Source organism: Croceibacter sp. (genome assembly GCF_002716225.1).
GTDB classification, from domain to species: Bacteria; Bacteroidota; Bacteroidia; order Flavobacteriales; family Flavobacteriaceae; genus Croceibacter; species Croceibacter atlanticus.
Genome location: NZ_PAZX01000007.1, coordinates 184,451 through 210,249 on the forward strand (window position 1 = coordinate 184,451; position 25,799 = coordinate 210,249).

Here is a 25,799-nt window from a genome sequence, read left to right on the forward strand (position 1 = left end):
ATTTCCCCTCTAATATTGGATATATTCCATATATTTGTTTAAAATCCAATAATTGAAAACTCCAAATTTTATAAAAGGTCGAGGTGCACAATCTCAAGTACACAATAAATTTTTTGAGCTTTCCCATGAAGAGCGAGATGATTTCCTTAATTATTGTGCTGTTGAAGATGAAGATAGAACTGAAAAAACCACATTTATTGAAACCTTTCCTAAAAGTATTATTAACAAGGTAACAAGCCCAGATGTTGGGATGTCCTATTCATTAAATCCGTATCAAGGTTGTGAACATGGTTGCGTGTATTGTTATGCTAGAAATTCACACGAATATTGGGGATATGGCGCAGGAATAGATTTTGAAAGTAAAATTTTAATAAAAAAGACAGCGCCTCAACTTTTAGAAAAGAAACTACAAAGCAAGTCATGGCAGGCTGCGACAATTGCCTTATCGGGAAATACAGACTGTTATCAACCTATAGAAAAATCGCTTAAGATTACAAGACAATTGCTTAAGGTATTTTTAAAATATAAACATCCTGTTGGGATAATAACTAAAAATGCTTTAATACAACGTGACTTAGATATATTAACTGAGCTGGCAAAAGACAATTTGGTATCTGTATATCTATCTATCACAAGTTTAAATGAACAAACTCGACGCCTATTAGAACCAAGAACAGCAAGTATAAAAAAACGACTAGAAACATTAAGTAAACTTACTGAAGCTGGCATACCAACAGGTGTTATGATGGCGCCTATAATACCCAGTATTAATAGTCATGAAATCTTACCATTGGTAAAAGAAGTATCTCAACGAGGAGCCCATCGCGTAGGGTTTACCATTGTAAGATTAAATGGAGCTATAAGCCATATATTTAGCGAATGGATTAGAGCTACTATGCCAGATAGGGCAGAAAAAGTATTACACCAAATAGAACAATGTCACGGAGGTACTTTAAACGACTCTCGATTTGGAAAACGTATGACAGGTGATGGTGAAATGGCACATTATATACATCAACAATTTGCAATTGCGAAGGCAAAGTACTTAAGAGATTCTGCTAAAATCTCTCTAAACTGTAATTTACACCAACACTATAAAACAGGGCAATTATCTTTATTTTAAAGTTGGCCTTCCCATTCATTTAAAAATTGATCTAAGTAAAGCTTCATAAATTCGTGTCGTTTCTTGGCTAAAGATGTTCCTGTTTCAGTATTCATTAAATCTTTCAGCAGCAATAACTTTTCGTAGAAATGATTAAGAGTAGGAGCATTAGAGGCTTTATACTCTTCCTTAGTCATATTAAGATTAGGCTTAACATAAGGATCATATAAGGTTCTGTTTTTATAACCGCCGTAATTAAATGTACGAGCAATACCTATAGCTCCTAAAGCATCTAGTCTGTCTGCATCTTGAACTATCTGTAACTCTAAAGAATTAAAAGTACTAGAGTTGTGGCCACCTTTGTAGGATACAGCATTTATAATATTAACGACATGCTCAATAACAGAAGAGTCTACATTTTGAGAAAAAAGAAACTCACGTGCAATTTTAGGACCTATGGTTTCATCGCCATTGTGAAATTTAGAGTCGGCAATATCGTGTAATAATGCGCCAAGCTGTACTACAAACTCATTTGCATTTTCGCGCTTAACAATAGTAATGGCTGTATTTAGGACACGTTGTATATGAAACCAATCATGACCACCTTCAGCATTTCTCAAGGTTGTTTTTACGAAGGTAATAGTGTTGTTTATTACCTTTAATTCTTCAGAAGAAACCATATGCAATTACTTCACCATAGCAGGATTAACCCATTTAAAATGAGTTACTTCTTGTGGTATCTTAATGCGTTGGCTAATGCGTTCCATACGGTTAGGTAATGCCATTACAAAATCTCTAGCTTTTTGAGCTTCATCTGTTAATTCATTTAAATTGGCAATGTCCCATTTTACGATAAGCTTACGCATAATGTCTACATAATCTTGAGCAGTATAAACACCAATACGTTGGGCAGCATTACTAAATTCTTCGAACGCAGCACCAAGAGAGTCTCCAGATTCTCGTAAAAATTGAGCAGGCATGACAATTTTATTAACCATCATATCTTTAAATGCAATCATCATATTACTAGGATCCACCTTAAAGATTTCTTGAACAAAACGACTATAAGCGTTGTAGTGTCTCATTTCATCTCCAGAGATGATAGTACACATTTTAGACAAGGATTTGTTTTTGTATTTACGAGCCAACTTAGCAACTCTATTGTGAGAAATGTACGTTGCTAGTTCTTGAAAGCTAGTGTACACAAAGTTCTTATATGGATCTTGTCCAGTACCAATATCAAAACCATCCATAATAAGGTGTTGTGTAGTACGCTCAATTTCTTTCATGTCTACTCGTCCAGAAAGATATAAGTATTTGTTTAACGTATCACCGTGACGGTTTTCTTCGGCTGTCCAGTGGCGTACCCATTTACTCCAACCGTTACCTTGTACACCATCATGTTGGTTAATACCTTCTACATCCATAAGCCAAGACTCATAGGTAGGCAACGCTTCTTCTGTAATTGTATCTCCTACTAAGGTTACCCAAAAATCATAGGGTAGTTCTTTAGCAAGCTCTCTTATTTCTCTTACCTCGTCAAAAAATGTATCTTCATTTTGTGAGTTAGGAAGAAAATCTGTTGGCTGCCAAATGGTGTCAACAGGAATAAGAAACTCTTCTAAAAAGCCATCAACTTTCTTTTCTAAAAGCTGCATTACTTCTAATCTTACATTCGTTAAGGCCATTATGTTTGTTTTGTAATTAGTATGTCTTTAGTAATCGTACGTTCAATATGTGCTAATAGTTCCTCTACATCATCAAATTCTGAAATAGGAAATGGTTTGTGCACGTTGTGTTTTAAATGTACGCCAATATTCATAGGAAAAGCACCATGTTCTACAAGTTTCCAAGAGTTGTTTATAGTAACGGGAACAATCCACGCATTAGGCATATACTTAAATAATGTTTTTAATCCGTTTGGAGCAAATCGTTTTGGCATCCCTTTTTTACCACGAGTTCCTTCTGGAAAAATAACTGTACTTCTGTTATTTTCTTGTAGGTAAGTTGCAAAGTTTTTTAGAGCTGGTAACGATTGTCTAGGATTCTTTCTATCTATTAAAACGGAACCACCATGGCGTAAATTGTATGAAATGCTAGGAATCCCTTTACCTAACTCTATCTTACTTACAAATTTTGGATGTAGCTTTCTTAAATGCCAGATTAATGGCGATATATCATACTGGCTTTGGTGATTGCTTACAATAATACAAGGAGCGCCTTTTGGTAGCTTATGAGGGTTGCTAAATGTATTACGTGTTCCCAATATATACGTTGTCGCAATAAGGAAAAAGTTAAGAATATCTACACTCTTTTTATGTGCTTGGTAACCAAACACGTTAAAACAAACCCATTGTATGGGATGAAATATTAATAGTGCAAGTCCGTAAAACAGATAAAATAGCACTGTTAAAGGATATGATAGAAGCTTCTTCATAAGTAATTATAAAGCACAAAAATAAGGTATAACACCAAGTGAAATACCTTATTTTTTTAAATAAAGTATGCGTGCATAAAATTTAATGCACGATTAAACTAACAGTACTCGTTATAAGCGTCTTTTAAGTTGTCTGCAATCATATCTGCTGGACGACCTTCAATATGATGACGCTCAAGCATATGAACTAACTCACCATCTTTAAATAGTGCAATTGACGGTGAAGAAGGAGGAAACGGAATCATTTTCGCTCTAGCCGAATCTACAGCTTCTTTATCTACACCTGCAAATACAGTTACTAATTGATCTGGTTTTTTAGCATTTTGAATAGATGCTTTTGCGCCTGGTCTTGCATTTGCAGCAGCACAACCACAAACTGAATTTACCATCACTAATGTTGTTCCAGGTTTACTTAATGCGTCGTCTACTTGAGATGCAGTTGTAAGCTCATTAAACCCTACGTTTGTAAGGTCTTCCTTCATTGGTTTTACTAATTCTGGTGGATACATATATTTTGAATTTTTTTGTTATTCTTTAAGTCGCAAAGATACTTATTTTATTACGTCTTAATAACAACATAGGTTAATGACGCCTATAGAGGTATTGAAACTTCTTATGGCTAAAAAACTGAAACATATTCGTATTTTTGCCAACCAATTATAAAACATAAACATGGTTAAGTGGGTGTTGGCCTTGGTAGGTTATTTTATATATAGGTTTCCAGGTGCTATTGCAGGATATCTTATAGGCACATTAATAGACAGTACTTTTGAAAGTAATAAGAAATCTGGCCGTAAAGGTTTTGATACAGTGTTTACTACCAGCAGAAGCCAAAACGTTTCTCCAAGTGATTTTGAGCTTAACTTGTTATCTCTAGCATCTATAGTTATTAAAGCAGATGGTAGTGTAAGCCAAACAGAATTAGATTATGTACGCGCTTACTTTGTACAAGCTTATGGAAAAGAACGTGCTAACGCTACATTTAAGACATTTAATGATGTTATAAAAAACAGAGAAGTTTCTGCACAGCGTATTTGTACATACCTAAATTCAAGAACACGTTATGAGGTGAGATTACAAATACTTCACTTCTTATTTGGAATAGCTCAGGCAGATGGTAGAGTGTCCTCTCCAGAGGTTTCACAACTTAGCTCTATTGCAGGTTTTATGAGAATTAACCAAAATGACTTTAAAAGTATTAAAGCCATGTTTGTTAAGGATGCTAATAATGCCTACAAAATACTTGAGATAGATAAGACAGCCACAGATGCCGAAGTTAAGAAGGCATTTAGAACTATGGCTAAAAAATACCATCCAGATAAATTACAACATATGGATGAAGCTTACCAAAAAGGAGCTCGTGATAAGTTTCAAAAAGTTCAAGAGGCTTATGAGACTATTCAAAAAGAACGAGGCTTTTAAGCTAGCGTAATCTAGTACCCGTTACTCCTTGTAAATTCCAATATTCAATTCGCCATTTGCATTCATATGTGCGCGATACATACCTGCAGTATTAAACTCCATAGCAATATTCCCTTTATTGTCTATGGCTACAATACCACCATCACCTCCTAAATCTGGTACTTTTTTCTGTATCACAAGCTCTGCAGCGTCTTGTAAAGACAAGCCTTTATATTCCATTAAAGCTGAAATATCATGAGCAACCATAGCTCTTATAAAATATTCTCCCCAACCTGTGCTAGATACTGCACAAGTTGCATTATTGGCATATGTGCCAGCACCAATTATTGGAGCATCTCCTATGCGGTTCCAACGCTTATCTGTCATTCCACCTGTTGAGGTTCCTGCGGCCAAATTTCCATCTTTATCTAGAGCAACACATCCAACAGTACCAAATTTGGAATCTTTTATAAAAGGGTCTTCTGCTAAAAGTGCAGTTTTCGTATTAGTATCTAATTCTGCTTGTTTGCGCTTTTTTAATCTCTGTAAGGAGTTGAATCGCTTTTCAGTATAAAAATATTGTGGGTCCACAAGCTTTACACCTTGATCTTCTGCAAATACTTCTGCTCCTTTGCCTGCTAGCATGACATGATTAGAGTTTGTCATTACTAATTTTGCTAAATTAATAGGGTTTTTTACTCGTGTAACACCAGCAACAGCGCCAGCGTTTAACGTTTTGCCATCCATTATTGAGGCATCTAATTCATTAGTTTCATCATGCGTAAACACAGCACCTTTACCAGCATTAAACAGCGGTGAATCTTCTAAAATATTAATAGTTGCGGTAACAGCCTCTAAACTTGTACCACCTTTTTCTAAAATTGCATGACCTGTTTTTATAGCTTCAGTAAGTTTTTCTTCATATGCAGTTTCTAAAGAGTCTGACATGTTTTTTTTGAGAATGGTTCCGGCACCACCATGAATAACAATTCCAAAATGATCTTTAGGGTTGTTCGTTTCATTTGTACTAGCAGTTTTGTCTTCTTTTTTTACTGTATTTGTACAGCTTAACAATAGTAAAGCGAAAACAGTAGTAATGATAAATTGTTTCATGGTCAAAATTTTAATCTAAAGATATAAAATTCAGCAGTCATTAATCAGAAATCGTATTTTTGATATATATACACGACTATGAAAAGAGTACTTGCAATTGGAGATATACATGGTGGTTTAAAGGCGCTGCAACAAGTTATGAAGCGTGCTGAGGTAACTCCAGAAGATAAACTAATATTTTTAGGAGATTATGTAGATGGTTGGAGTGATAGTGCCAAAGTAGTGTCTTATTTAATAAACTTAGCAAAACAGAACAGTTGTGTGTTTATAAGGGGCAATCATGATGATTTGGTTCATAACTGGTTAAAAACAGAAGAAACTAATGAGACGTGGCTTGCACATGGTGGTCAAGTTACTTTAGATGCTTACCGTAAGTTAACAGATGAAGAAACTAAGAAGCACAATACCTTTTATTCTCAAATGGTAGATTATGTGGTAGATAATGATAACAGGCTTTTTCTTCATGCAGGATTTACTAATCCTAACGGGCCACAACATGAGTATTTTAAGCCTATGTGTTATTGGGATCGCACTTTATGGGAAATGGTCTCTGCAATGGCTAATAAACCAAAAGACGCTTTTAAGCATTATCCTAAGCGGTTAGATCTTTATAACGAAATATTTATTGGGCACACACCAACCCAACGTGTAGGGTCTAATGTACCTGTAAACTATCAAAATGTTTGGAATGTAGATACTGGAGCAGCCTTTAAAGGTGCTGTCTCTATAATAGATGTTAACACTAAAGATGTATGGCAAAGTGACCCAGTTATGTCACTTTATCCAGATGAGCCTGGTAGAAACTAATGCCTATAAAAAAGCAGCATCAATAGGTTCCCAAAGCTCAATTTTGTTACCTTCAGGATCTAAAATCCAACCAAATTTTCCGTATTCGTATTCTTCAATTTCTCCTACAACTGTAACACCTTCGTCTTTTAAGACTTTAAGAAGCTCAACTAAATTCTCTACGCGAAAATTCATCATGAATTGTTTTTCAGAAGGCTCAAAATATTTTGTGTCTTCTTTAAATGGGCTCCATTGTGTAGAGCATTTGTTTCCATTTTCATCCTTCCACCAAAACGTACAGCCGTAATCGTCTGTATTTAATCCTAAGTGCGTGTTATACCAATCTTTTATCTGACCTGGATTTTGAGTTTTAAAGAAGAAACCACCTAATCCTGTTACTCGTTTTTTCATAATATAGCTTTTGGTTAGTTGAAGTGTTTTATAATTTTATCGACAATGGTTTGGGCTAATTTTTCTTTACTTTCAATAGTCCAACCAGCAACGTGTGGCGATAAAATTACATTTTCAAACTTAAGAAGTTTAGAAAGATCTTCTGGCATTTCTGAAGAGAATAAGCTTTCAAAAGACAGTTTTTCATATTCTAAAACATCTAAACCAGCACCTAATATTTTTCCATTTTCTAGAGCTGAAACTAAATCTGCCGTTACAACACTCTTTCCTCTAGCGGTATTAATAAGCCAAAAAGGCTTGCTAAACGCATTAATAAATTCAGCATTCACCATTTTGTCTGTAAGTGGTGTCCAAGGTGTATGAAGGCTTAATACGTCTGCTTTTTCTTGAAGCGTTTTTAGAGAGACTTGTTTTGCATGCTCATTTCCTAAGTTATCTTTAATGTCGTAGCACAACACATTACAATTAAACCCTTTTAGTTTTTTTGCAAAAGCGTTTCCCATATTACCATACCCAATAAGCCCGACAGTTTTGCCTTCTAGCTCTACACCGCGATGTTGTTCTCGTAACCATTGGCCAGACTTAACTGTAGCATCTGCTAAATTAATTTTATTAAAAAGGTTGAGTAGTAATGCTAAACTATGCTCTCCAACAGCATTTCTGTTTCCTTCTGGCGCGGAGAAGAGTGATATGTTTTTAGAGTTTGCATACGGAATATCTATACTTTCTAAACCAGCACCAACACGAGCTATAAATTTTAAATTTGTAGCAGCATCTAAAAATTGCTTATCTATATTAAACCTGCTCCTAATTACGATGCCTTGATAGTTTTTAATCTTTTGCTCAACATCTTCTTTAGATGATGTGTAATCTTCCTCATTAATATAACCAGCATCAGATAACTGCTTAAGAAGAAGTGGGTGATTATTATCTAGATGTAAAATTTTCAAAACTTAAATTTTAGGGTAGTGGGTTTTCGTTTTTTTATCTATAACGTTGCCTGTATGCTTGGTGTCCAGCTTTTCAAATAATAAGACGTGAACCTCTTCACCGTTTTGCGTTTTAGGACAATGCTCTACACCTTTAGGAACAACAATAATTTCGCCTTGGTTTACAATTTCTATAGAATCTCGAAAGTGCATTTCTAGAGTTCCTTTTTGTACAAAAAACAACTCATCTTCTTTCTCGTGTTTATGCCAGACAAACTCATCCTTAAGTTTAGCCAGTAACACCTGCATATTGTCTACAACTGCTATTTGATGAGGTGACCACTGTGCTTTGAAACTCTTAAACTTCTCTTTTACATTTATAGGTTTCATAGGCTTTTATTAAGATTAAAACATATCCTGAATCTCCTTTGGTACTCTTGAAGGTCTTTTGGTTTCAGATTTAAGAAGACACCATTCTGTTTTAGCTTCAACTATGGTTTTGTTGTCTTTAGGTCTGTAAATTTTATACTTACGTTCACTTTTTACGCCTTCTAGAGAAACTATCCAAGTTTCAATTACAAGCTCATCTCCTTCAAAAGATGCTGCTTTGTAACTTATGTAGTGGTTAAGTGCCACCCAAACATATTCATCTTTTACAGATTGTGCTGCTCTTTCTTCCCAATGCTGTTCTGCAATATCCATACACCACTGTAGGTAAACCACATTATTTACATGGTTAAGATCATCTATAGCAGCTTTTGTAACCACAAAAGTTTTGGAGAATTTACGTTTCAAAACCCTAATATTAGTTTAGCGAGATAGAAAAATAAGAAGATACCGAAGATGTCATTACTTGTGGTAATAAAAGGTCCTGTTGCAATGGCTGGATCTATGCCTTGTTTATCTAAAATTATTGGTACAAATGTTCCTATTAGGGCTGCTACTATTATTACAGAAAGCATAGAGACGGCAACCGTTATGCTTACCATTTGTTCTTGCCCTACCACAAAGCCAAAAAGCATTACTAAAAGCCCTAGAGCAGTACCATTTATAAGACTTAAACCAACTTCTTTAAATAACCTGTTTAATAGGCTTCCTTTAATATTATCATTGGCTAAACCTTGTACTATAATTGCACTGGATTGTACACCTACATTTCCAGCCATAGCGGCAATTAAAGGCGTGAAGAAAAACAGAATCGGAAAATTTGCAAGTGCTTCATCAAAACCTTTCATGATATAAACACTGCCTAAACCTCCAAATAAACCCAAGACTAACCAAGGTAATCGTGCTCTAGTGAGTTGCCAAACATTATCATCTGCTTCTACATCTTGAGATATACCTGCAGCCATTTGGTAATCTTTCTCTGCCTCTTCCTTTATAAAGTCTACAATATCATCTATGGTAACTCTTCCTACAAGTCTGTTCATTTCATCTACAACAGGAATGGCTTCTAGGTCATACTTTTGCATAACTCTTGCCACTTCTTCACCTTTTGTGTGCACGGTAACAAAGTCTACCTGAGGAATAAAAATATCGCTTATATGTGCATTTCGTTTTGCAGTTAACAAGTCTTTTAGAGACAAACGACCTTTAAGTTTCTCTTTAGCATCTACCACATAAATAGAATGTACACGAGTTACATTTTCGGCTTGTTTTCTCATTTCTGCAACACAGCCTGTAACAGTCCAATCTTCATAAACCCTTACAAGTTCTTTTGCCATAAGACCACCTGCAGAATCTTCATCATAGCGTAATAACTCGACAATGTTTTCTGCGTGCTCTTCATCTTCCATTTCGGAGATGACCTGTTGGGCGCGTTCTTCAGAAAGCTCAGAAATTATATCTGCAGCATCATCGGTATCCATTTCTTCAAGCTCTTCTGCAATTTCTTTAGCAGATAACTTGTTTAAAATGCGCTCTCTAACATCTTCCTCTAGCTCCATAAGAGCTTCAGAAGTTTTTTCACTGTCCAGAAGCTTTACAATATAGGTTGCTTCTTCTAATGAAATTTCATCTAAAATCTCTGCAATATCGGCAAAGTGAAGGTCTTCAAAATGAAGCAAGAGCTCTGCGTTGTTCTGTTCTTGAACAAGCAGCTTAATTTTTTCTATAAGTTCTGTGCTAATTTCGAAAGTCATCTTTAAGATGGTTTTGTGCGATTACAAATATAGTGAATAGGAGTTAGTGACTATCTCTTTTTAATTACACCGTTAAATCTTTTTGAATAAGTGCAGTTAACTCTAAAAAGGCTGCTACAGATAACTGTTCTGGGCGTTTGTTAAAAATATCATTAACGCGTAACTCATCTGAAAGTTGAAAGGTCTTTAAACTATTTCTAAGTGTTTTTCTTCGTTGCTGAAATGCTTGCTTTACTACTCTAAAAAATAACTTTTCATCTACATTTAAACTGTAGTCTTCTTTTCTTGTGAGTCTTAACACACCACTTTCAACTTTTGGCGGCGGATTAAATACTGTAGGTGGTACAGTGAACAAATACTCGGCATTATAAAATGCTTGTGCCAAAACAGAAAGAATACCATATGCTTTGGATCCTTCTTTCTCACAGATACGTTTTGCAACTTCTTTTTGAAACATTCCTGTAAACTCTGGAATTTGATCTCTAAGCTCTAATGTTTTAAAAACTATTTGAGTAGAAATATTATAAGGGAAGTTTCCTGTTATGGCAAATTGTTCATCACCAAACAATTGAGACAAATCATACTTTAAAAAATCTGCATATAATACACGAAATGATTTGCTTGAAATCTTACTAGCATGCTCTATGCTAAAATGATCTTTTAAATAATCGACAGATTCCTGATCAAGATCCATAGCGGTTAATGCTAAATCTTTTTCTAAAAGGTACTTTGTAAGCACACCTGTTCCAGGTCCTATTTCTAATACGTGATCATAACCTTTAAATGATAAAGTATTACCAATCTTCTCGGCTGTTTCTTCATCGTTTAAAAAATGCTGACCTAAATGTTTTTTTGCTCTTACCGGATCGCTCACATTGTAGTTTTAAGATGTTGCTTATTTTGCTTGAGCCATAGCTTCTCCTACAACTTCCATTTCTGTCCTAAAGGATACAAATTTACCTGCAAAGCGTTTGCTTTCATTCCTTAATCTATCTGCATCTTCACTATAATATCGATCTAACATAGCTTTATCTTCTGTAAAATACTGTACAGAGTATGTAAAACCTCCCATTTCTTCTTCAACAAGAACACGAGACATAATGGCTCTTGAAAACTTTTTAGTGTCTAACATCATAGGGATGTGTTCTTTCTGCATCCATTGTATCCACTCGTTGTGAGCGCTTTCTTCTACGTTTGTGGTAACGTTGTAAATAATCATAAGGTTGTTTAGTTTATAGCGTCACCACGCAAAGTGCGGTAACGTTTTCTTGCATCTACATAAAAGATACTATCCGCATAGTCAAAAATTACTTTTTCATAATTTGCTTTTGCATCTTCTGGTCTTGCAAGGTGTTCATCATATAATTTTGCTAAGCCATAATAGGCATCATCGCCTAATATATCTGTGGGATAAAAGGTTATAATTTTTTTATAATTGGCTTCTGCTTTTTCAAATTCTTTAGCTTCAATAAAAAGGTTTGCTTGTCTTAGCAGCGCTTCGTCCTCAATTTTTTCACCTTTATGCTGTATTAAAATCTCCTCAAGCACCGCAATGGCAGCTTCATTTTTCCCTTTAAAAGTTAATAGGTCTGCTTTTGCAAACTTTTTTAACGCAGTTTGGGTGCTGTCTTCTAGAGAGTTGTCTTTTATAAGTAAACTTAACTCCATAGCATCGTTTGCTATAAGTTGTGATGCCGAGGCTTTTAAAACATCTAGTTGAGTTTCACTCCAAGAAAAATCGCCTTTATAGTAACTTGTTTTAGCAACCTTAAAGCGTGCTTCTTGAGATAAGGTGTTATTTTTTACAATGTTCTGAATTTGAGAATAGTAAATTAATGCTTGGTTAAATTTTTCATCTAGAACAAGAATATCTGCCAAGGCCATTTTAATTGTCGCTTCCTGAAATCTATTTTTATCTTGGTCTAGTAAGTTTTTTAAAGTTGAGATAGCACTTGCAGTTTGCTCCTTTTTAAAGGCTAAAAAATTAGCATAAGCAATTTGTAGCGACATGGTTTCAATGCTTTTACCGTAAGCTTGAAACAAAGAAGAAAACTCATCTTCTATATCATCCCAATGTTTAGGTGTTGCATTTTTAATATCTAATCCTAATTTTAACTCGTGTGCTCTTAGTTTGGTTTCTGGTAATCTTGCTTCTTCAACTATATAGCTTAAAATATCTCTTGCGGCATCATTATCGTTATCTTCAATAGCTATTAGGGCAACATCAATTATGCCTTCCAAAGTTTCTTGAGTTCTTAAATACACCGCTTTTTCTTGAAGAAATGCTTTTTTATATTCTTTTTGTTGAATAAATAACCAACTAAGCATTTCATTATACAAAACTTTGGGATCTTGCTGAAGCCTTTTTAGTAATAAGGTCTTTAAAATAACATTGCCGTCATTATATGGATCTTCACTTATAAACTGCTCTATATTTCTATTAGCAGTTATCATGTATTGAGGGTTTTTATTAACTAAATCTAGGTAACTATTAAACATCTTCTCGATATTACCTTGTTCGCCATAAAGTCTTGCTAATTGTATGTCGAAATTAGACTTAGGGTTTAAAGTCATCCCTTTTTCGTAAGCTGTAATAGCCTCATCTAACTTATTGTACTTTTGAAAGGTAGACCCAATAATATAAGCGCTATTAGGATTTTGGTCTATTAGCGCCAAAGCTTCTTGATAATAAGTATTAGCTTCTGTAATTTTATCTTGAAGCTCATAATTATGCCCTAACTCTATATAAGTGTTTGGAAATTGAGGCGATTGCTTAATCTTTTCTAAAAGTAAGCTTTCTACTTCCTTATATTCTTCTAATTGCTGATGCGCATTGACCAACCCCATAAAATAGGTTGTATTAAACTTTTGTTTTTTATACAACTTTTCATAGATGGCTTTTGCCTTTGCATATTCACCTTGCTCTACATAGTTTCTTGCCAACTGTTCATTTTGTGCGAGAACAGCTAGATTTATAAATAGCAGAACAAAGAATATAAGGTAACGCATAGGCTAAAGATACACATTTGAAAAAGGAAATAAATCAAAAACTAAGCCGAAGCAATTACGGTATTAGTTTATAACGTCAAATCCGCAATAAGGCACTAGTACTTCTGGAATTTTTATACCATCTGGTGTTTGATAATTTTCTAAGATACCTGCAAGTACTCTTGGTAATGCTAAAGCACTACCGTTTAAGGTGTGTGCTAATTGCTTACTGCCATCTGCAGATTTATACCTAAGCTTTAATCTGTTAGCTTGAAAGGTTTCAAAGTTTGAGACAGAAGAAATTTCTAACCAACGGTCTTGTGCTGTAGAAAACACTTCGAAATCATAGGTTAAAGCACTTGTAAAGCCAAGATCACCACCACAAAGTCTTAAAATTCTAAATGGTAATTTAAGCTCTCTAAGTATGTCTTTTACATGTTCTACCATTTGGTCTAAAACTGCATAAGAGTCTTCTGCTTTTTCAATACGTACAATCTCTACCTTGTCAAATTGATGTAACCTGTTTAAGCCTCTAACGTGTGCCCCATAACTTCCAGCTTCACGACGAAAACAAGGTGTGTAACCTGTGTGAGTTATAGGTAAATCTTTTTCATCTAATAAATCGCCACGGTATAAGTTAGTTATAGGTACTTCTGCAGTTGGTATAAGAAATAACTTATCTACAGTAGCCTCATACATTTGTCCTTCTTTATCTGGTAACTGCCCAGTACCAAATCCAGATGCTTCATTTACCAAATGTGGTACTTGTACTTCATTATATCCGGCAGCAGTATTCTTATCTAAAAAATAACTTATTAAAGCACGTTGTAAACGAGCTCCTTTACCTTTATAAACAGGAAAACCTGCACCTGTAATTTTATTACCAAGCTCAAAATCTATAATGTCATATTTTTTTGCAAGTTCCCAGTGTGGTTGAGAGCCTTCTGCCAATACAGGAACAGCACCTTCATTAAAGACCTCTTCATTATCTGCTTCATCTACACCTGCAGGAACAAGATCATTAGGAATATTAGGAATCTCAAATAAGATATTTTGCAACTTTTCTTCAGCGTCACGAAGTTCATCTTGTAGTCGCTTAGAGTTTTCTTTTAAGTTTGCAGTTTGCGCCTTTACAGCATTTGCTTTTTGGTGCTCACCACTTTTAAACAACATACCAATTTCTTTAGAAAGGCGATTGCTTTCTGCCAAAACAGCATCTAAATCTGTTTGAGAAGCCTTGCGCATATCATCATATTTTAAAGCATCTTCAAATAATGAAGTGGCATCAAAATTTCTCTTTTTTAAAGCTGTGATATAAGCGTCTTTGTGCGCTCTAATGTTGTTGACTTGTAACATAATGGTCTTTACTAAATTGAAGCTTCAAAGGTACGTTGTTGTTTAGGCTTATCAAAGTTTGAAGATTATTAAAACTTAAAAAGCTTCTACCATAAAGATGATAGAAGCTTTTTTAATACGTTTTATAAAGAGAAACTATCTGGTAAATGTAGTTTCAAAAGAAATAAGTTCTCCAGAAGATGTGTAACCTTCTTCTATAAGGCTTAAAATACTATCGTTTATAATACCTATCTCAATTTGAGATTGATTTTGGTTTTCAATAAATAATAAAGCATCATCTGCTTCAAACTCATACAGTAAAGACTTTGTACTGTTTAAATTACAGTCTTCTGTGTCTGAGTTTATTCTATATGTTGTGGTTGTTACTTGCTCACCATCAAAAGTAATTGTGCCGCTTTTGTTACATTCATTAAGCGTGACTGTTTCTCCGTTTTGTGTTTGATTAGATAATTGCCAAGTTCCAATAATTAAAGCTGCTCTATTTATGGCACTATCTTCATAATCTACGTCTAAATCTTCTGTAGAATCTGAGCAAGAAATTAAGCTTGCAACAAAAACACATAACAGAAAAAAGGAGTTTGTCCTTATAATTGGGGTTTTTGTGGCAAAAATATGCTTTTTATAGATATCTAACCACCTAACCTAAAATAAGTTAACACTTTTTAATTATTTATAATGGACAGTAATATTTGTTGAATAAAAAATCCTCGTTTAGTTAAAAACGAGGATTAATAATCATAAAAATGATAGTTTTAGTATCTGTAATACTCTGGTTTAAAAGGTCCTTCAACCTCAACACCAATATAATCTGCTTGATCTTTGCTTAATTCTGTAAGCTCAACACCAATTCTTTCTAGGTGAAGTTTAGCAACTTTCTCATCTAAATGCTTTGGTAACATATATACTTTGTTTTCATAAGCATCTTTGTTATTCCAAAGTTCAATTTGTGCTAATGTTTGGTTTGTAAATGAATTACTCATTACAAAACTTGGGTGTCCTGTTGCACAACCTAAGTTTACCAAACGACCTTCTGCTAAAAGAATAATATCTTTTCCGTTAACGGTATACTTATCTACTTGAGGTTTAATCTCAACTTTAGTATCACCGTGATTATCGTTTAACCAAGCTACAGCTATTTCGTTATCAAAGTGACCAATGTTACAAACAATTGCCTTGTCTTTCATTGCCTCAAAGTGCTCACCTCTAACAATGTCTTTATTTCCTGTTGTTGTAATAACGATATCTGCATTACCAACTACAGTTTCAAGTTTTTTAACTTCAAAACCGTCCATTGCAGCTTGTAGCGCACAAATAGGGTCAATTTCTGTAACAGTAACGATAGATCCTGCACCTTTAAAAGACTGCGCGGTACCTTTACCAACATCACCATAACCACAAACAACAACACGCTTCCCAGCAAGCATAGTATCTGTTGCACGACGAACAGCATCAACAGCACTTTCACGACAACCGTACTTGTTATCAAACTTAGATTTAGTTACACTATCATTAACATTAATAGCTGGCATAACTAAAGTACCATTCTTCATACGCTCATAAAGCCTATGCACACCTGTAGTAGTTTCTTCAGAAAGACCATTAATTCCTTCGGCAAGTTCTGGATATTGGTCAAAAACCATATTGGTTAAATCTCCACCATCATCAAGAATCATGTTTAATGGCTTGCGCTCTTCACCAAAAAATAAAGTCTGCTCAATACACCAGTTAAACTCTTCTTCTGTTAAACCTTTCCAAGCATAAACAGGAATACCAGCAGCAGCAATTGCAGCGGCAGCGTGATCTTGAGTAGAAAAAATATTACAAGAACTCCATGTTACTTCTGCTCCTAATGCTACTAAAGTTTCAATTAGTACAGCAGTTTGAATTGTCATGTGAAGACATCCTGCAATACGAGCTCCTTTTAATGGTTGCTCATTTTTATACTCTTCACGAAGAGACATTAAACCAGGCATCTCTGCTTCGGCCAATTCAATTTCTAGACGACCATAAGCCGCTAGAGACATATCTTTTACTTTATAAGGCTCGTAAGCCACAGATTTAGTAGACATATTGTTATATTTGATATATCCTGAAACGTTTCAGGAGTTATTAATTATTGATTTTTAAATCGGTCGCAAAATTACAAAATACCTATCATAATATATGCCTCTTTATAAAACTATAACACTTGATGAAGTTACTAAAGTCCTCATTTGGAAGATTGAAGAGGATTTTGAGTGGCTATCTAAAGATGTAAAGTTAACAACACATTGCCAAAATAGAGTAGATGGCATGAAATCTGTATTGCACAAGCGTGGTTTTATGAGTGTTAGGCATTTACTTTTAGAAGCTGGTTATACAGATTTTGATTTGTTTTATGATGAGTTTGGAAAACCACATCTAAAAGATGGAAAAGAAATCTCCATCACACACAGTTACAATTTTAGCGGGATTATAGTTGGTAACTCTCCAGTAGGAATAGATATTGAAAAACAGCGCGAGAAAATTCTTCGTATAGCTAGAAAATTTACACCTATTGAAGAGTACAGAACTCTGGCAAATGATGAAGCAGTCATGCGAAAGCTAACAATAGTTTGGTGTGCCAAAGAAGCTATTTATAAACTTTACAATAAGCAAGGTCTTGGCTTTTTAGAACATATAAATGTAAGAGACTTTGATTTTGAGATCCTGAAAACAACTGCTGAAGTTAATTTTGAAGATGCCCACTCAGAATACACAATAGATTTTTTAGAGTTTGAAGGATTTACTTGTGGATATGCATTACCTAAAGCTTAGCCTAAATTGAAACCTCAGAGAAGTAACACTTTATATAACGCTTTTTTAGAAGGACAAGAGTTATTTGCAATTCTTATAGACCCAGACAAAACCCAACCAAAGCAAATACCGCAACATCTTAAAAAACTACCCAACCAAACTACGCACATATTTGTTGGAGGCAGCACTGTACAGAAAGACCAAACAGAACCATTAGTAAAAGCACTAAAACAACATACAACGTTACCAGTGTTTTTATTTCCTGGTGATGCATCTCAAATTACCAATACAGCAGATGCTTTATTGTTTCTTTCTTTGTTATCTGGTAGAAATCCAGAGTTTTTAATTGAACAACACGTTAAGGCTATACCAAAATTAATTTCGACTAACCTAGAGATTATACCTACAGCATATTTATTAATAGATGGCGGCATAAAAACAGCTGTACAGCGTGTAAGCAACACAAAACCAATGGCTCAAAATAATATTGATGCTATTGTAAATACAGCTTTAGCAGCAGAGTTTTCTGGAAAAAAACTTATTTACCTTGAAGCTGGTAGTGGCGCTAAGCAATTTGTAAACCCTGAGATAGTTAGAGCAGTATCACGCGTAGTTTCTATTCCTATTATTGTTGGTGGTGGTTTAAGAGATAACAATACTATAGGAGAAATTTATAAGGCAGGAGCAACCATGGTTGTTGTTGGTACTGCTTTCGAAAACAATTCATTTAAAAGTTAAGGCTTTTAAAACTACCGTTTCTGTTAAAAAATAATTATAAATTATAACAACTTGTAAACAGTTTAATAGCCTATTGTTTAAGACATTTGCTTGCTTGTAAATCAGCTTAAAAATTTGACTAAAGAAAAAGAGCATAACGCACCAAAACAAAAGCGACCACTTTGGAACCGCATATTGAGAATTTTTTTAAAATTCTTAGCTGTGCTCATTTTACTATTTATTATTCTCGTTTTAGTAGTGAGAAGTGAATGGGGACAAAACCTAATTGTAAGCAAGGCTGTAAATTATGTATCTAATAAAACAAATACTAAAGTAGATATAGAAAAACTCTTTATCACTTTTGATGGCGACATACAGTTAGATGGTTTGTACTTAGAAGATAAAAAAGGAGACACACTTGTATACTCTAAATCTTTAGAAGCCGGCATACCACTTTGGGAAGCTATTAATGGAAATATTGGGATAGATAATGTAGACTGGAAAGGCCTACGTGCCAACATTATTAGACAAGACTCCATAAATGGATTTAATTATGAGTTTCTAGTTAATGCCTTTACTCCAACAGATACCACAACAACTGCAACAGATAAAGACGCTCAGTTTCCAGAAATTAGTATTGGGACCATTAATTTTAAGGATTTTAGAGTAAAATTTTTTGATGAAGTAAGTGGAATAGACAGCAAGCTTAACTTAGGCGAATTTAATCTAGATATGGATGAATTTGATCTAAATCAAATGCGTTTTGAGATAGATAATGTTTCACTAAAAAACACGGCAGCTTCATTTACACAAACTAAAAGTGTTCCAGAAACAGAAGATTTAAATGAGTCTCCTAAACCCTACATATCTATAGGAAAGTTATCCTTAGAAAAAGTTAAGGGAACTTTTGAATCTGTTCCTAACAAACTATTTGCAGATGCTAATATTGGTGAATTAATTTTAAAATTAGAAGAGGCAGACTTACTCAAAAACACTGTCGATGTATCTCAGCTTTCATTAAACTCTACTTCACTTTTGTTTAAAATAGAGGATACTCAAGAAGATGCAGATGAGGTTTCTAACCCTACAGTATCACAACCTTTTGAGTGGCCAATCTGGACTGTAAATGTAGACGGTATTAAAATGAGTGATAATAACATATCCTATTTTAAGAATAATGCAGTGTCTAAACGTGGTGTATTTAATCCTGATGCCATTATTATTAATGACTTTAATTTTGAAGCAGAAGACCTTCAACTAAAAGAAAAATCTGCATTAGCAAGTATTAATAAGCTTCAATTTACAGAAGCATCTGGCATACAGTTAAAAGAAACTAATTTAAGTTTAACGGTTACAGATACAGAAGCTACTGTTTCAGATTTAAACCTTGAGGTAAATAATAACTTCTTAAGAGGTCGCTTAAAGTTAGACTACAACAACTTAGCTTCAGCAATAGAAACTCCTGAAAATGCAACTATAAATTTAGATATACCAAACCTTATAGTTAATGTAAATGATGCTTTTCTGTTTCAACCAGAATTAAAACAAAACGAATACTTGCGTGCTTTAAGTAAAAAAAATATTTCTGGATCTCTAAGGATGTATGGGTTATTGAGTGATGTAAACATTCCTAATGCACGCATAAATTGGGGGAATTCAACATCTATTTCAGTTAAGGGACGCATTCAAAATGCTACAGATGTAGAAAACCTTCAGCTTAATATCCCGACGTATATAGTAAACTCAACCAAAACAGATTTAAACCAATTTGTAGTTGAAGATTCTTTGGGTGTAAGTATTCCTAAGGACATTCAGATTAAAGGAAGTTTGCGCGGTATGTTGAATGATATCACAACAGATTCTCGAATTGTAACAACTGACGGAAATGTTACTATTAATGGAAACTTTAAGAATTCAAACGCTATTGCATTTAATGCTTTTGTTGAAACAGATAGTCTTAAGCTTGGTAAGATTTTAAAGAATGACCAACTAAACACACTTAACTTAACCCTAAACGCAAATGGAAGCGGTAGTACTGTTAATACGTTAAATGCTAATGTTAGCGCAAATATTAGAGACTTTAAATACGCCAATTACACCTATGATACAATTGCTTTGCAAGGCGAATTAAAAGATGGGCAAGGTCCTATTAACCTAGACTACAAGGATGAGAATTTAAACTTGAAGTTAAAATCGATAGTGACTTTAGATTCTGTTTCACCACAAATAGATGCAACTTTAGACCTTGTTGGAGCAGATTTGCAGGCACTCGGTCTAACTAAACGCAATATTAAAACGGCGTTTCAATTTAATGTTAACTTTGAAGGAAGTGCAGATACGTTTGATGCTCGAGCAACAATTCACGATGCTGTAAGTGTATACGACAACCAAACCTATCTCATAGGTGAGCTAACAGCAAATACATTTGTAAGACCAGATACAACCTATCTTAAGGTAGATAACAGGATGTTGAATTTAGAATTAGAATCTAATGCAAACCCAACACAAACAACTACTGCAATTACAGAACATATAAACACCTATCTATCTAAACAAGAACTACCAGACAGCTTAAAGTTTGTAAAGCTTAAGCTGAAAAGTAAATTAACCGATGCACCTGTATTAAAAGATGTGTTTTTAGCAGATTTACGACAACTAGATACTGTTAATATAGATGTAAACTTTAGTGCAGAAAAACGAAACCTTGTCGCAAAAGTTGAAGCTCCATTTATAAATTATGCAGACAATGAACTAGATAGTCTGGCATTTAACCTAAACTCTTCGAGAGACAGCTTAACCTTCAATTTCGGATTAAAATCTTTAAAAGCTGGACCTATTGCTATAAAACGCACTGAGATTTTAGGTGAGGTTTCTAACGATTCCTTAAAGCTAGATTTCTTAGCCTATAATGATACAGAAAAGCTCATTCACTTAAAACCAGAATTTTTTAGACAAGGTGATAGTTTAAGTGTACATATAAACCCTTCAGACCTAACATTAAATGCCAAACCTTGGAGTATTCCTGCTAATAATAGACTTAGGTATATAGATAATGTATTAGATATTGATGATTTTATACTTAGTAATGAAGGGCAATCTGTTACAATAAGCAACAAGAAACCTAACGTAACCAAAGACCATTTAGGCATAGATTTTAAGGGCTTTAAACTTTCCAGCATTTTAAGTTACTTAAACCCAGATGAGGTATTGGCAAAAGGAGAACTTAATGGAGAGGTTGTTTTAGAAGAACCCTTTGGGCAATCTGGTCTCCTTGCAGATTTATCTATACAGCGATTTCGTGTTATGGATGTAGATTTAAATACGTTAACCTTAAAAGCTAACTCTTCTGGTGGTGATAAGTACAATCTAGACATGCTTGTAAACGGTGGCGCTGTAAACTTGCAGTTAAAAGGAGATTATCTAGCAAAAACCACAGGAGCAGAACTAGATTTAAACTTAGATATTAAAGAGTTTAAAATGGAGGCTTTAGAAGGTTTTAGTCAAGAGCAAATTAAAAATGCCAGCGGTAGTTTTAAAGGTAATATAGCCGTTTCAGGAACAACGACAGATCCTCAATATGAAGGAGACCTTAATTTTAATGGTGCTAAATTTAACGTCGCTCAACTTAATGCAGGCTTTCAATTAGGTAATGAAACACTGCGCTTAGATAATGCGGGTCTGTATTTTGATAATTTCAATATTGCAGATGAAAATAACAATACTTTTACTGTAGATGGCGATGTATTTACAGAGTCGTTAATAAACCCTGCGTTCAACCTGAGTTTTAAGGCAAAAGATTTTAAAGTACTCAATTCAACAAAAGAAGATAATGATCTTTATTATGGTACTGCAATATTCGATTTAGATGCTACCTTAAATGGTGATTTAGAGCTACCAAAACTAAATGCTACGCTAAATGTAGGATCAGAAACCAATGTAACATATGTATTGCCACCAAGTCAAGTTGCGGTGGAGAGTCGAGATGGCGTAGTTATTTTTGTAAACAAAGACAATCCAGACTCAATTCTTACACAAACCCAAGAAGAAGAATCTGCCATAATATCTGGTTTCGATATAAAGACCAACATAAAAGTTGGAAAAGAAGCTGTGGTAAATGTAATTATAGATGAGCAAACAGGAGACAACTTGCGTATACAAGGTGATGCCGATTTAAAATTCAATATTTATCCAAATGGTCGTACTACTCTAACAGGTCGCTATACAGTTAATGATGGGCACTATGAACTAAGTTTATATAACTTAGTAAAACGCCGTTTTGAACTGAGAAAAGGTAGTACTATAACTTGGGCAGGAGATCCTTTAGATGCAACTCTAGATGCAAGTGCAATATATAGAGTTAAAACATCTGCTTCTGCATTAATGGCAAGCACAACATCTGGAGCAGACATTTCTACAAAACAACGTTTCCGTCAAGAATTGCCCTTTTTAGTGTATTTAAATGTTGATGGCCAGTTAGATGAACCAAAGTTAACTTTCGATATTAATTTACCGGAAGATGAGCAAGGTGCTATAGGAGGTCAAGTATATGGACGTTTGCAACAATTAAATCAGCAAGAAAATGAGTTAAATAAGCAAGTGTTTTCACTGCTAGTTCTTAACCGTTTTTTCCCAGATACAGGCAGTGATGGTAGTGGTGGTGGTACAGCAAGTATTGCGAGAGATAACATAAATCAAGCTTTAAGTGACCAGTTAAACGTTTATGCCGATAAGCTTTTAGGAAATACAGGTGTAGAGCTGGACTTTGGATTAGACAGTTATACAGATTATCAAGGAAACAGTCCAACAGAACGCACCACGCTTGACGTGGCTGCACAAAAGAAATTTTTAGACGACCGCTTAGTAGTTCGCGTAGGTAGTGAATTAGATGTACAAGGAAGCAGTAATACACAAGGTGACGGCAGCACAACACCATTAGTTGGTAATGTAAGTATAGAGTATTTAATAACCGAAAATGGTAAATATAGACTTAAAGGATTTCGAAGAAATCAGTTTGAGAATGTTATAGACGGCCAACTCATTGTTAGCGGTCTTGCCATTATTTTCACTCAAGAGTTTAATAAGTTCGATGAGTTATTTAAAAACTTTTTGAGTAGTAGAACAGGTGCTGAAGCAAAAAAAGAAGAAGAAACCAAAGTTGAAGAAGAGAAAGAAAAAGTGAATAAAGACAATGAATAATCACTATAGGCTAGAAGAATTATAGCAAATATTATAGTGTTTTTAAAACCCTATATAAGTGGGATACAGCCTATAACTTGTCAATTAATTAGCTCATTAAATTTATTCGGCTATCATATTTAAATAAGAAACAAAGACTTGAAATTACACATACATACATACAAGCTTCTTACACTATTAATTGCTATTGGACTTCTTACTAGCTGTAGTGCAGAACGTTTCGTGCCTGAAGGAAAATTTCTTTATGACGGTGCAGAAGTTGTTATTGTAAATGATACAATTGTACAAGATGATGCAACAGTACAAACTCAATTAGAAGCAATTTTAAGACCAGAACCTAACAACAAATTTTTAGGTAACAGGCCTGGTTTAACTTACTATTATAAAGCGCAGCGTGAAAAACCAGGTTTTTTAAATAAATGGTTAAATAAAAAATTTGGAGAAGAACCAGTATACTTAGATAATGTACAACCATTGGAGGTTGAAGATATTATTAAAAACAGATTAGAGAATATGGGTTTCTTTTATACAGAGGCCAACTATGAGACCTATAGAGATTCAGCAAATAAAAGCGCAACGCTTAGCTATTCTGTAAAGCTGAAACAACCCTACAAGCTACAAAGCTATCAACTAGATTCAGACTCATTATTAATATACCAACCTATAAAATCTACATTAGGAGATTCGCCACTTAAAAAAGGGAATCGGTTTGATCTAGGATTAATGAAGTTGGAGCGAGAACGCATAGATAGAGAACTAAAACAACGAGGATATTATAATTTCAATTCTGGATTCTTAATTTTTGAAGCAGATACAAATAGATATGATGCTAAAAAATTCGACCTGTTTGTTAGGCTTAAAAAAGACGTGCCTAAAAAATCTATAATTCCATATAAAATTAGAAATGTAAACATATATCCTAACTATGTACAAGGCAATGATACCACTTCTCAAGACTCCGTAAGATATGCCGATAAAAACTTTATACAGTCTGAAAATTTCTTTAAACCTAAACGCTTAGACCCATATATACTTTTAGAAGAAGGTGATTTGTATGATCCCGTAGCATCTAGAAATACAAGTAGACGGCTGGCTGGTATTGGTGCCTATAAATTTGTGAATATAGATTATAAGGAGATAGACACATTAGCAACAGATAGTTTGGGCATTTTAGATGCCAATATTTATCTATCTCCATTAAATAAACGTGCTTTAAGAGCCGAATTACAAGCGGTAACTAAGTCTAACAACTTTGCTGGTCCTAACCTAGCATTAACCTTTACCAACCGTAATCTTTTTCAAGGAGGTGAAACCTTAAATATTACGGGAAAAGTAGGATATGAAACACAATTTGCAAGTGGAGAAAATGCTGGTTTAAGTAGCATAACTTTAGGTTTGGGAGCCGACTTAATTTTTCCTCGACTATTGTTTCCTGTAACAATTAGTAAGAATTACTTTAAATACGATATTCCTAAAACCAAGATTAGTTTAGAAGGAGATTATCTAAATAGAAGTCAGTTATACAGTATAACATCTGGTTCTGCAACTTTTGGATATTTATGGAATGCTAACAAGTATGTAACACATGAGCTTAACCCCATATCTATACAATACACTAAGCTTGGAAGCACTACAGATGAATTTAACCAGATTTTAGAAGACAACCCATTTTTACAAAACAGTTTTGAGCAACAGTTTATAGCTGGTTTAACCTACTCTTTTTATTATAGCGAAATGGCCTCTCGTAGGACGCATCAATTTTATTTAAATACAAATTTAGATGTTGCAGGAAATACCGTTAGTCTGTTTGGCCAAGAAGGTGACAATGGTAAAGACGAATTTTTAGGATTGGAGTATGCCCAATATGCAAAGCTAGATATAGATGTGCGTTACCATTTTAACTTTGGAAAAGAACAGAAAATAGCAACTCGCTTTTTTGCTGGTTATGGCTTGCCTTATGGAAATAGTGAGGTGCTACCTTTTACAAAACAATATTTTTCTGGAGGTCCTTACAGTGTTCGTGCTTTTAGAACACGTAGTTTAGGTCCGGGAACTTTTCCCTTAAATAGCGAAGACAATAGAGAAGACACATTTTTTGATCAAAGTGGTAATGTAAGATTAGAAGCAAATATAGAATACCGCTATCCTATATTTGGTGTAGTTAAAGGAGCTGTCTTTGCAGATGCTGGAAATGTTTGGAATACAGATAATGATGAAACATCATTGCCTGGCGGCGAGTTTTCTTCAAGCTTTATTAATGAGTTAGGAATTGGAGTAGGCACAGGCGTTCGCGTTGATATACAAGGCTTTGTAATTCGCTTAGATTATGCAGTGCCAATACATACACCTTTTAAACCTGAAGGTGAACGTTATGGATTTGAAATTGATAACTCTGTACTAAACTTTGCTATTGGATACCCTTTCTAAAACCAGAGCTGTAAGCGTTA

Annotated in this window: 22 protein-coding genes and 1 pseudogene; 7 read left to right on the plus strand and 16 right to left on the minus strand. The window is 34.4% G+C overall.

Annotated features, from left to right (window positions below; genetic code table 11):
• The first annotated feature begins 52 nt into the window (after positions 1 to 52).
• A complete protein-coding gene (locus CL818_RS04620; RefSeq protein WP_272972805.1) occupies positions 53 to 1,123 on the plus strand; it encodes a PA0069 family radical SAM protein in 1,071 nt (356 codons plus the stop codon).
• Here CL818_RS04620 and CL818_RS04625 read toward each other — a convergent pair.
• From CL818_RS04625 to CL818_RS04640, 4 genes are all read right to left on the minus strand, one after another.
• Positions 1,120 to 1,782, minus strand: a complete 663-nt coding sequence (locus tag CL818_RS04625; protein WP_272972804.1) for an HD domain-containing protein — start codon at positions 1,780 to 1,782, stop codon at positions 1,120 to 1,122. The genes CL818_RS04620 and CL818_RS04625 overlap by 4 nt on opposite strands.
• Positions 1,783 to 1,788: 6 nt before the next feature.
• On the minus strand, positions 1,789 to 2,790 hold the full coding sequence (locus CL818_RS04630) for an acyl-ACP desaturase (protein ID WP_272972803.1): 1,002 nt from the start codon (positions 2,788 to 2,790) through the stop codon (positions 1,789 to 1,791).
• Positions 2,790 to 3,539, minus strand: a complete 750-nt coding sequence (locus tag CL818_RS04635) for a lysophospholipid acyltransferase family protein (protein WP_272972802.1) — start codon at positions 3,537 to 3,539, stop codon at positions 2,790 to 2,792. Before CL818_RS04635 ends, CL818_RS04630 begins: the two co-directional genes overlap by 1 nt.
• A gap of 98 nt (positions 3,540 to 3,637) precedes the next feature.
• On the minus strand, positions 3,638 to 4,048 hold the full coding sequence (locus CL818_RS04640) for a BrxA/BrxB family bacilliredoxin (RefSeq protein ID WP_013186508.1): 411 nt from the start codon (positions 4,046 to 4,048) through the stop codon (positions 3,638 to 3,640).
• A gap of 163 nt (positions 4,049 to 4,211) precedes the next feature.
• Here CL818_RS04640 and CL818_RS04645 point away from each other — a divergent pair, with 163 nt between their 5' ends.
• Complete coding sequence (locus CL818_RS04645) at positions 4,212 to 4,961, plus strand: TerB family tellurite resistance protein (RefSeq protein ID WP_272972801.1); 750 nt, start codon at positions 4,212 to 4,214, stop codon at positions 4,959 to 4,961.
• 21 nt (positions 4,962 to 4,982) lie between these two features.
• On the opposite strand, the gene CL818_RS04650 is transcribed toward CL818_RS04645, so the two are convergent.
• Positions 4,983 to 6,053, minus strand: a complete 1,071-nt coding sequence (locus CL818_RS04650; protein WP_286971918.1) for an isoaspartyl peptidase/L-asparaginase family protein — start codon at positions 6,051 to 6,053, stop codon at positions 4,983 to 4,985.
• 78 nt (positions 6,054 to 6,131) lie between these two features.
• On the opposite strand from CL818_RS04650, the gene CL818_RS04655 reads away from it, so the two are divergent.
• Positions 6,132 to 6,860: a metallophosphoesterase family protein gene (locus CL818_RS04655; RefSeq protein ID WP_272972799.1), complete on the plus strand. Its 729-nt coding sequence runs from the start codon at positions 6,132 to 6,134 to the stop codon at positions 6,858 to 6,860.
• A gap of 3 nt (positions 6,861 to 6,863) precedes the next feature.
• On the opposite strand, the gene CL818_RS04660 is transcribed toward CL818_RS04655, so the two are convergent.
• From CL818_RS04660 to ahcY, 11 genes and pseudogenes are all read right to left on the minus strand, one after another.
• Positions 6,864 to 7,250: a VOC family protein gene (locus CL818_RS04660; protein ID WP_013186512.1), complete on the minus strand. Its 387-nt coding sequence runs from the start codon at positions 7,248 to 7,250 to the stop codon at positions 6,864 to 6,866.
• Between the two features lie 14 nt (positions 7,251 to 7,264).
• The gene (locus CL818_RS04665; RefSeq protein WP_272972798.1) at positions 7,265 to 8,200 is read right to left on the minus strand and encodes a 2-hydroxyacid dehydrogenase; all 936 of its coding nucleotides are present in this window, start codon (positions 8,198 to 8,200) and stop codon (positions 7,265 to 7,267) included.
• A gap of 3 nt (positions 8,201 to 8,203) precedes the next feature.
• A complete protein-coding gene (locus CL818_RS04670) occupies positions 8,204 to 8,569 on the minus strand; it encodes a cupin domain-containing protein (protein WP_272972797.1) in 366 nt (121 codons plus the stop codon).
• A gap of 15 nt (positions 8,570 to 8,584) precedes the next feature.
• Positions 8,585 to 8,974 (minus strand): acyl-CoA thioesterase, encoded by a 390-nt coding sequence (locus CL818_RS04675; RefSeq protein ID WP_272972796.1) that lies wholly within the window; start codon positions 8,972 to 8,974, stop codon positions 8,585 to 8,587.
• On the minus strand, positions 8,971 to 10,320 hold the full coding sequence (gene mgtE, locus CL818_RS04680; RefSeq protein WP_272972795.1) for a magnesium transporter: 1,350 nt from the start codon (positions 10,318 to 10,320) through the stop codon (positions 8,971 to 8,973). The genes CL818_RS04675 and mgtE overlap by 4 nt, the downstream gene beginning before the upstream one ends.
• A gap of 64 nt (positions 10,321 to 10,384) precedes the next feature.
• Complete coding sequence (gene rsmA / locus CL818_RS04685) at positions 10,385 to 11,194, minus strand: 16S rRNA (adenine(1518)-N(6)/adenine(1519)-N(6))-dimethyltransferase RsmA (protein ID WP_272972794.1); 810 nt, start codon at positions 11,192 to 11,194, stop codon at positions 10,385 to 10,387.
• Positions 11,195 to 11,215: 21 nt separating this feature from the next.
• Positions 11,216 to 11,539, minus strand: a complete 324-nt coding sequence (locus tag CL818_RS04690; protein ID WP_013186518.1) for a DUF4286 family protein — start codon at positions 11,537 to 11,539, stop codon at positions 11,216 to 11,218.
• Positions 11,540 to 11,547: 8 nt separating this feature from the next.
• Positions 11,548 to 13,329: a tetratricopeptide repeat protein gene (locus CL818_RS04695; RefSeq protein ID WP_272972793.1), complete on the minus strand. Its 1,782-nt coding sequence runs from the start codon at positions 13,327 to 13,329 to the stop codon at positions 11,548 to 11,550.
• Between the two features lie 63 nt (positions 13,330 to 13,392).
• Positions 13,393 to 14,664: a serine--tRNA ligase gene (gene serS / locus CL818_RS04700; protein WP_272972792.1), complete on the minus strand. Its 1,272-nt coding sequence runs from the start codon at positions 14,662 to 14,664 to the stop codon at positions 13,393 to 13,395.
• 210 nt (positions 14,665 to 14,874) lie between these two features.
• Positions 14,875 to 15,291 (minus strand): annotated as a pseudogene (locus tag CL818_RS13530) (lipocalin-like domain-containing protein); the annotation flags it as partial.
• 125 nt (positions 15,292 to 15,416) lie between these two features.
• A complete protein-coding gene (gene ahcY, locus CL818_RS04705; RefSeq protein WP_013186522.1) occupies positions 15,417 to 16,733 on the minus strand; it encodes an adenosylhomocysteinase in 1,317 nt (438 codons plus the stop codon).
• A gap of 94 nt (positions 16,734 to 16,827) precedes the next feature.
• On the opposite strand from ahcY, the gene CL818_RS04710 reads away from it, so the two are divergent.
• The 4 genes from CL818_RS04710 (at position 16,828) to tamL (ending at position 25,779) form a co-directional block, all read left to right on the plus strand.
• Complete coding sequence (locus CL818_RS04710; RefSeq protein WP_013186523.1) at positions 16,828 to 17,460, plus strand: 4'-phosphopantetheinyl transferase family protein; 633 nt, start codon at positions 16,828 to 16,830, stop codon at positions 17,458 to 17,460.
• A gap of 6 nt (positions 17,461 to 17,466) precedes the next feature.
• A complete protein-coding gene (locus CL818_RS04715) occupies positions 17,467 to 18,177 on the plus strand; it encodes a phosphoglycerol geranylgeranyltransferase (RefSeq protein WP_272972791.1) in 711 nt (236 codons plus the stop codon).
• Between the two features lie 114 nt (positions 18,178 to 18,291).
• On the plus strand, positions 18,292 to 23,352 hold the full coding sequence (locus CL818_RS04720) for a translocation/assembly module TamB domain-containing protein (RefSeq protein ID WP_286971935.1): 5,061 nt from the start codon (positions 18,292 to 18,294) through the stop codon (positions 23,350 to 23,352).
• Positions 23,353 to 23,490: 138 nt separating this feature from the next.
• Positions 23,491 to 25,779, plus strand: coding sequence for a translocation and assembly module lipoprotein TamL (tamL, locus tag CL818_RS04725; protein WP_272972788.1), 2,289 nt, complete (start codon positions 23,491 to 23,493; stop codon positions 25,777 to 25,779).
• Positions 25,780 to 25,799: the final 20 nt, after the last annotated feature.

Excerpts from the sequence above, each read along its gene's own strand:
- CL818_RS04625 (WP_272972804.1), bottom strand. The coding sequence starts at position 1,782 with ATGGTTTCTTCTGAAGAATTAAAGGTAATAAACAACACTATTACCTTC.
- CL818_RS04630 (WP_272972803.1), bottom strand. The coding sequence starts at position 2,790 with ATGGCCTTAACGAATGTAAGATTAGAAGTAATGCAGCTTTTAGAAAAG.
- CL818_RS04635 (WP_272972802.1), bottom strand. The coding sequence starts at position 3,539 with ATGAAGAAGCTTCTATCATATCCTTTAACAGTGCTATTTTATCTGTTT.
- CL818_RS04640 (WP_013186508.1), bottom strand. The coding sequence starts at position 4,048 with ATGTATCCACCAGAATTAGTAAAACCAATGAAGGAAGACCTTACAAAC.
- CL818_RS04645 (WP_272972801.1), top strand. The coding sequence starts at position 4,212 with ATGGTTAAGTGGGTGTTGGCCTTGGTAGGTTATTTTATATATAGGTTT.
- CL818_RS04650 (WP_286971918.1), bottom strand. The coding sequence starts at position 6,053 with ATGAAACAATTTATCATTACTACTGTTTTCGCTTTACTATTGTTAAGC.
- CL818_RS04655 (WP_272972799.1), top strand. The coding sequence starts at position 6,132 with ATGAAAAGAGTACTTGCAATTGGAGATATACATGGTGGTTTAAAGGCG.
- CL818_RS04660 (WP_013186512.1), bottom strand. The coding sequence starts at position 7,250 with ATGAAAAAACGAGTAACAGGATTAGGTGGTTTCTTCTTTAAAACTCAA.
- CL818_RS04670 (WP_272972797.1), bottom strand. The coding sequence starts at position 8,569 with ATGAAACCTATAAATGTAAAAGAGAAGTTTAAGAGTTTCAAAGCACAG.
- mgtE (WP_272972795.1), bottom strand. The coding sequence starts at position 10,320 with ATGACTTTCGAAATTAGCACAGAACTTATAGAAAAAATTAAGCTGCTT.
- CL818_RS04690 (WP_013186518.1), bottom strand. The coding sequence starts at position 11,539 with ATGATTATTTACAACGTTACCACAAACGTAGAAGAAAGCGCTCACAAC.
- CL818_RS04695 (WP_272972793.1), bottom strand. The coding sequence starts at position 13,329 with ATGCGTTACCTTATATTCTTTGTTCTGCTATTTATAAATCTAGCTGTT.
- serS (WP_272972792.1), bottom strand. The coding sequence starts at position 14,664 with ATGTTACAAGTCAACAACATTAGAGCGCACAAAGACGCTTATATCACA.
- ahcY (WP_013186522.1), bottom strand. The coding sequence starts at position 16,733 with ATGTCTACTAAATCTGTGGCTTACGAGCCTTATAAAGTAAAAGATATG.
- CL818_RS04710 (WP_013186523.1), top strand. The coding sequence starts at position 16,828 with ATGCCTCTTTATAAAACTATAACACTTGATGAAGTTACTAAAGTCCTC.